This window comes from Cellulomonas septica (genome assembly GCF_012396155.1).
GTDB lineage: Bacteria > Actinomycetota > Actinomycetes > Actinomycetales > Cellulomonadaceae > Cellulomonas > Cellulomonas septica.
In genome coordinates this window covers 1-5,462 of record NZ_JAAXOY010000194.1, presented here as the reverse complement: position 1 = coordinate 5,462, position 5,462 = coordinate 1, and the positions used below count along the sequence as shown (strand labels likewise).

The 5,462-nt window shown below is 72.8% G+C and carries 7 protein-coding genes; 2 read left to right on the top strand and 5 right to left on the bottom strand.

Going from position 1 to position 5,462, the window contains the following annotated elements:
* A partial coding sequence (locus tag HGA02_RS09210) for a multidrug effflux MFS transporter (RefSeq protein WP_425483052.1) occupies window positions 1-1,334 on the top strand: 1,334 nt, incomplete at its 5' end.
* A 93-nt stretch (window positions 1,335-1,427) separates the two neighbouring features.
* Complete coding sequence (locus HGA02_RS09205; protein WP_168678756.1) at window positions 1,428-1,892, top strand: hypothetical protein; 465 nt, start codon at window positions 1,428-1,430, stop codon at window positions 1,890-1,892.
* Between the two features lie 25 nt (window positions 1,893-1,917).
* Here HGA02_RS09205 and HGA02_RS09200 read toward each other — a convergent pair whose 3' ends face one another.
* From HGA02_RS09200 to HGA02_RS09180, 5 genes are all read right to left on the bottom strand, one after another.
* Window positions 1,918-3,165, bottom strand: coding sequence for a pyridoxal phosphate-dependent aminotransferase (locus tag HGA02_RS09200; RefSeq protein ID WP_168678755.1), 1,248 nt, complete (start codon window positions 3,163-3,165; stop codon window positions 1,918-1,920).
* 75 nt (window positions 3,166-3,240) lie between these two features.
* Window positions 3,241-3,363 carry a molybdopterin oxidoreductase gene (locus HGA02_RS09195; RefSeq protein WP_124343805.1) on the bottom strand — a complete coding sequence of 41 codons (123 nt, stop codon included), beginning with the start codon at window positions 3,361-3,363 and terminating at the stop codon, window positions 3,241-3,243.
* Window positions 3,364-3,825: 462 nt separating this feature from the next.
* Window positions 3,826-3,990, bottom strand: coding sequence for a hypothetical protein (locus HGA02_RS09190; RefSeq protein ID WP_168678754.1), 165 nt, complete (start codon window positions 3,988-3,990; stop codon window positions 3,826-3,828).
* A complete protein-coding gene (locus HGA02_RS09185) occupies window positions 3,990-4,232 on the bottom strand; it encodes a hypothetical protein (RefSeq protein ID WP_168678753.1) in 243 nt (80 codons plus the stop codon). Before HGA02_RS09185 ends, HGA02_RS09190 begins: the two co-directional genes overlap by 1 nt.
* A gap of 13 nt (window positions 4,233-4,245) precedes the next feature.
* On the bottom strand, window positions 4,246-5,037 hold the full coding sequence (locus HGA02_RS09180) for a hypothetical protein (RefSeq protein WP_168678752.1): 792 nt from the start codon (window positions 5,035-5,037) through the stop codon (window positions 4,246-4,248).
* Window positions 5,038-5,462 lie beyond the last annotated feature (425 nt).

Below are 5,462 nucleotides of genomic sequence, written 5' to 3'. Positions count from 1 at the left end.
CGACCGCCGGGTCGGGCACGCTCGCACCGCCCCCCGGGTCGCACGCGACCCCGCCGACGACGCCCGCCGACGCCGTCGCGCCCACGAAGCCGTCCGAGACCGCCCCGCCGCCCGCAGCAGCGGACGACGCACCGGCCTACCGGCCGAACGCGAAGTACGTGCTGCTGCTCGGCCTCATGTGCGCGCTGCCGGCGATCTCGACCGACATCTACCTGCCGTCGCTGCCCGACGTCGCCCGTGACCTGAACACGTCCGCGACCGCCGCGCAGCTCACGATGACCGCGATGCTGATCGGCGGCGCCGTCGGCCAGCTCGTCATCGGGCCGCTGTCCGACCGGTTCGGTCGCCGCAAGCCCGTGATGGTGGGCGTCGCGCTGCACGTCGTCACGTCGCTGCTCTGCGCGGTCGCCCCGGCGATCATCCCCCTCATCGCGCTGCGCTCGATGCAGGGCTTCTTCAACGCGTCCGCGACCGTCGTCGCGATGGCCGTCATCCGCGACCGGTTCGTCGGCTCGGACGCCTCCCGGCTCATCTCGCGGCTCATGCTCGTCATCGGCGTCGCACCGCTGTTCGCGCCGTCCATCGGTGGTGTCATCGCCGGTCAGGCGGGCTGGCGCGCGGTCTTCGTCGCGCTCGCGGTCTTCGGCGTGGTGCTGTGGCTGATCGTCTGGCGTCGCCTGCCCGAGACGCTGCCGCCCGACCGCCGCCGCGACGGCGGCCTGCGCACGGCCCTCGCGGGGTACCGCGGGCTCCTGCGCGACCGGCACTTCGTCGCGCTCGCCGTCATGCCGGGACTCGGCGTCGCGGTGCTCATGAGCTACGTCGTCGCCTCCCCGTTCGTCCTGCGTGAGGGCTTCGGGCTGTCCGAGCACCAGTTCTCGCTGCTGTTCGCGATCAACGGCATCGGCCTCGTCGCCGGTGCACAGGTCAACGCCGCGCTCGTGCGGCGGGTCGCGCCGATCCGCATCGTGCGCGTCGTCCTGCCGCTGTCGCTCTCGCTCACGGTGGTGCTGCTCGTGCTCGCCGTCACCGGCCTGGGTGGGCTGTGGGGACTGCTCGTGGTGCAGTGGCTCGTGCTCGCGCTGGTGAACTTCGTGCCGCCCAACGCCTCGGCGCTCGCGCTCAGCCGCCACGGCGAGATCGCGGGGACCGCGGCGGCGTTCATCGGCGCAGCCCAGGCCGGCGTCTCCGGCGTCGTCAGCCCGCTGTCGGGCCTGCTCGGCGGTGACGCGGTCGCGATGGCGGTCGTCATGGTCGGCGCCTCGGTCGCCGCGCTGCTCGTGCTCGCGCTCGCGACTCCCGCCTACCGCCGCGGCGGCGCCTGGACGGGCTGACCGTCACTCGGTCGGGTGACGCCCGACCGGAACGTCCGCGCAGGCCAGCGGCCCGACGGTACCGTCACGCGACCCCACGACCCGGAGGCCACCGTGATCAGCCGTACCGCACTTGTCGCCGCAGCCCGCGAGCACCTGCTCGAGCCGGGCGAGGAGGTGCTCGGCGTCACCCACGTGCAGCCGAAGGGTGCCGGTGGCCGCAACGCGGCGAAGACGGCCGGTGCGTCGGCGGTGCTGGGCGTGGCGACGCTCGCGCTCACGGGCGGGGCGCTCGCCGTCGGTGCCGTCGTGTCGACCGAGCCGATCTGGTGCGTCCGCACGGACCGCCGCTTCCTGCTGGTGCGCCGCGCGGGCTCGGGCTCCGTCACCGAGCGCTTCCTGGGCGAGCTCCCGCACGACGCGGTCGAGCTCCGCATGCGCCGGCGGATCCTCTACACCGCGTCGTTCGTCGACCGCGCCACGGGTGACACGCTGCTGCGCGCCAACCTCGGCCTCAACGTCAAGGGCGCGCGTGCCCTCACCTCGACGCCCGCCGCACCCGGGCTGACGACCGCCTGACGCGCGCCCGGGGTCGGCGGCGCCCTCAGGCGTGCAGCCGGCTGAGCCGTGCCACCGCCTCGTCGAGGACCTCGTCGCGCTTGACGAACGTGAACCGCACCCACGAGCGCAGCGCGCGGTCGACGACCGACCCGTCGTGCGTGAACGCGGTGACGGGCACGCCGACGACGCCCGCGAGCCCGGGCAGCGCGCGGCACAGCGCGGCGCCGTCGTCGAAGCCCAGCGGCGCGGAGTCGGCGAGCACGAAGTAGGTGCCCTGCGGGCGGACGACGGTGAACCCCGCGGCCTCGAGCCCCGCGCACAGCCGGTCGCGTCGCGACGCGAGCGACGCCGCGAGGTCCCGCACCCACGCGGCGACGTCGGGGTCGCGCAGCGCGAACGCGACGGCGGGCTGGAACGGGGCGCCGGACACGTAGGTGAGGAACTGCTTGACGGTCCGGACCGCGGTGACGAGGTGCTCCGGGCCGGTGACCCAGCCGACCTTCCAGCCGGTGAACGAGAACGTCTTGCCCGCGGAGGAGATGGTCAGCGTGCGCTCGGCCATGCCGGGCAGCGTCGCGATCGGCACGTGGCGCAGACCGGGGTCGAGCACGAGGTGCTCGTACACCTCGTCGGTGACGACGAGCGCGTCGTGCGCGATCGCGAGGCGGGCCACGGCCGCGAGCTCGTCGGGCGTGAGCACGGTGCCGGTCGGGTTGTGCGGGGTGTTGAGCAGGACGAGCCGCGTGCGGTCGGTGAACGCGGCGGCGAGCGCGTCGAGGTCGACGCGGAACCCGTCGGGCGTCGCGCGCAGGGGTGCGGTCGTGTGGGTCGCGCCGGACAGGGCGATCACGGCGGCGTACGCGTCGTAGAAGGGCTCGAGCGTCAGGACCTCGTCCCCGGGGCCGGCGAGCGCGAGGACCGCCGCAGCCAGCGCCTCCGTCGCGCCCGTGGTGACGAGCACCTCGCGGTCGGGGTCCGGGTCGAGGCCGTAGTGCGCCTTCTGGTGCTCGGCGACCGCGTGCCGCAGCGCGGGGATCCCGGGCCCGGGCGGGTACTGGTTGCGGCCGTCGGCGATGGCCTGCGCGGCGGCACGCGCGACCGACGCGGGGCCGTCGACGTCGGGGAAACCCTGGCCCAGGTTGACCGACCCGGTCGACTCCGCGAGCGCGGACATCTCCGCGAAGATCGTCGCCCTCGCCTGACCGTCGGGGGCGAGCAGCCCCGAGGCGCGCGCGACCTCACGCCACCGACCGTGCCCGATGCCGCGCTGTGCGTCGTCCGCGTCACCCATCCGGCGAGGATAGGTCCCGTGGGCGCGTCGCGAGGAGCCGCCCGCGTCCCGCGTCCCCGGGGTGCGGCGTGCCGGTCAGAGACCGACTGCGCCGACCAGCCCGACGACGAGCAGGACCGCGAGCGACGCCCACGCGCACACCACCCACCACTCCACGTGGTGCTGGCGTCCCACTCGGGACGGCTGCCGGTCGCTCATACCTCCACCATCGGCAGGTGTGGCGCAGGTCTCAACGTGCCGCGCGGGCGAACCCGGAAATCACCCCAACGGCCGTGCAGGACGGGGGACCGCCGCGACAGGGGCGACGCGTTGCACGTGTTGTTCGACCGCGACCGTGGCTGGAAGCAGCACGGCCGGCGCGGGTGCGACCCTTGCCGCCGTCGGCAAGCCGAGCCGTCGACTCGCCCGCGACCTGCTCGCCCGCGTCCCCCGGGCCCACAGGTGAGCACCCACCGTGGGGCCCTGACCCGGGTCCTGCTCACCTGCATCGGCGACGAGCAGTGGACCACCCTGACCGACCCCGAAGGGACGTCGCTGCGAGCAACCTCAACCAGGTCCCTGACGAGCTCGCCCGCCTCGACGCCGCACGCGCCCCACCGCCGTCCCACAAGCCGGCCCGTTCGAGCCATGAGTGTTACTTCGGCAACCCTGCCGGTCGCGCTAGGTGCCGAGCGTCTCTGCTATCACGACGGACAGGGGTCGCTCCTCCTCCGGGTTCTGGACCGCCACGGCGATGCGTTCCAGCTCGTCCTGCGTGTACCCCGCCCGTTCGACGTAGGCGGCTAGCGCGTTTCCGATCTGCCGGTTGACTGGCACGGCGCCCATCAACGCGAGCGGCGCGACGGGTTGGTCCCGACGAGCTCGCGCAACGCGTCGTCGGCGACCGTGTCGTGCAGGCGCTGCAAGAACTCCTCGGACATGTGGTGGTTCATCGCGGCCGCGGCTTGGATGAACGGGTCGTTGTCGGCCAGCACGAGGTCTTGTTCCGCTCCGCTGAGCGGGCCCGCCTGGGTGATCCAGTGGGCCCGCTCAGCGAGCGTCATCGCCGCGTACCGCTCAGGCGTCATGGCGCTGATCGTGTCACCAGAACGTGCAGGTCGGCACGCTCGCGCTGGTGCACGAGCCGGAGTTCGTCCGGCCGGGGTTCAGCGCGTACAGGGTGCCGTTGCCGACGTAGGTACCCGTGATGTAGTAGCCAAATTGGTTGCCCTTCGGGGGCAGTTCGTGCTGGATGTAGGCGGTCACGTAGGAGGCGCCGACGTTGGCCGTCAGGGCTCCGGTGCCGTTCATCGAGGAGTTGTTGCGCCAGCCCTCGAAGTAGAACGCCGGCGGGTTGATCTTCCCGGTGTTGGGGAAGTACGTGCTCTTCGCTGTGATGCGGCTTGCGGTGTTGCCCGGGTCGATCGTGATGTGCGTGGTGTACCGGTCGGTCGGGCTGCAGCCGATGATCCCACCGATGTTGCACACCACGTGCTCAAGGACGGATGGCGCGATCCACGAGCGGTTGTTGTTGGCCGGTGTCCCCCAGATCCGGGCGTTCCGGTAGGTCGTGACGCTGACCTTCGTCTCCACGCCCCCGTCGGTCTCGAGCGGCGACGTCGTTGTGGCCCACAGCCGCGGGCGCGTCCGGACGAAGTTGAACTTGGCCTTGACCTTCGTGACGGTCTCCGACGGCAGGGCAAGACCCGACTCAGCGAGGGCCCGGTCGACGACCGCGTCGGTGTTCTCCTGCGTGTCGTAGGTGAACTCGATCGTCTGTGGTGCCGAGGGCGGTGTATCGGTGGCAACGGCCGCCGACGTTCCGATCAGTGAGGCGGTAAGCGTCAGGGCGAGTGACGCCGCGGGGGCGTGAGCGTCGGAGTGAACCCGCATCGCGTCGGGTAGGTTGCGCTCCCTTCGCGGGCGCATGCATAGCTAGACCTGGCCGAAGCTGGGCGCGGACGTGGTGACCCAAGAGTGTCGGAGGATCGCCTCGAGGACGCTCAGGTCGACGCCGTCGAGGCACCCACGGAGGGAAGGCCCCGCTTAGCACCAAGCGGCGAACGCGCGCGCCCGAGGCGCAAGCGCCTAGGCCGTTGTGAAAGGCGCGGGCCGGTCGGGCTCAGCGCGGTGGCGGGGTGCTGCTGCGGCGCGTACGACGTCGTCGCCGACGTCACGGCGGCGAGCTGTTCAGCTGCCCGTGGCCGCGCGGAGGTCGTCGCCGAGGCTGCCGAGCTCGGCGGCCAGGGAGTCGAGCGCGTCGGCCGCCTCGCCACCGGCGTCGGCCTTCGCGGCCTCCAGGTCGGCGCGTGCGTCCG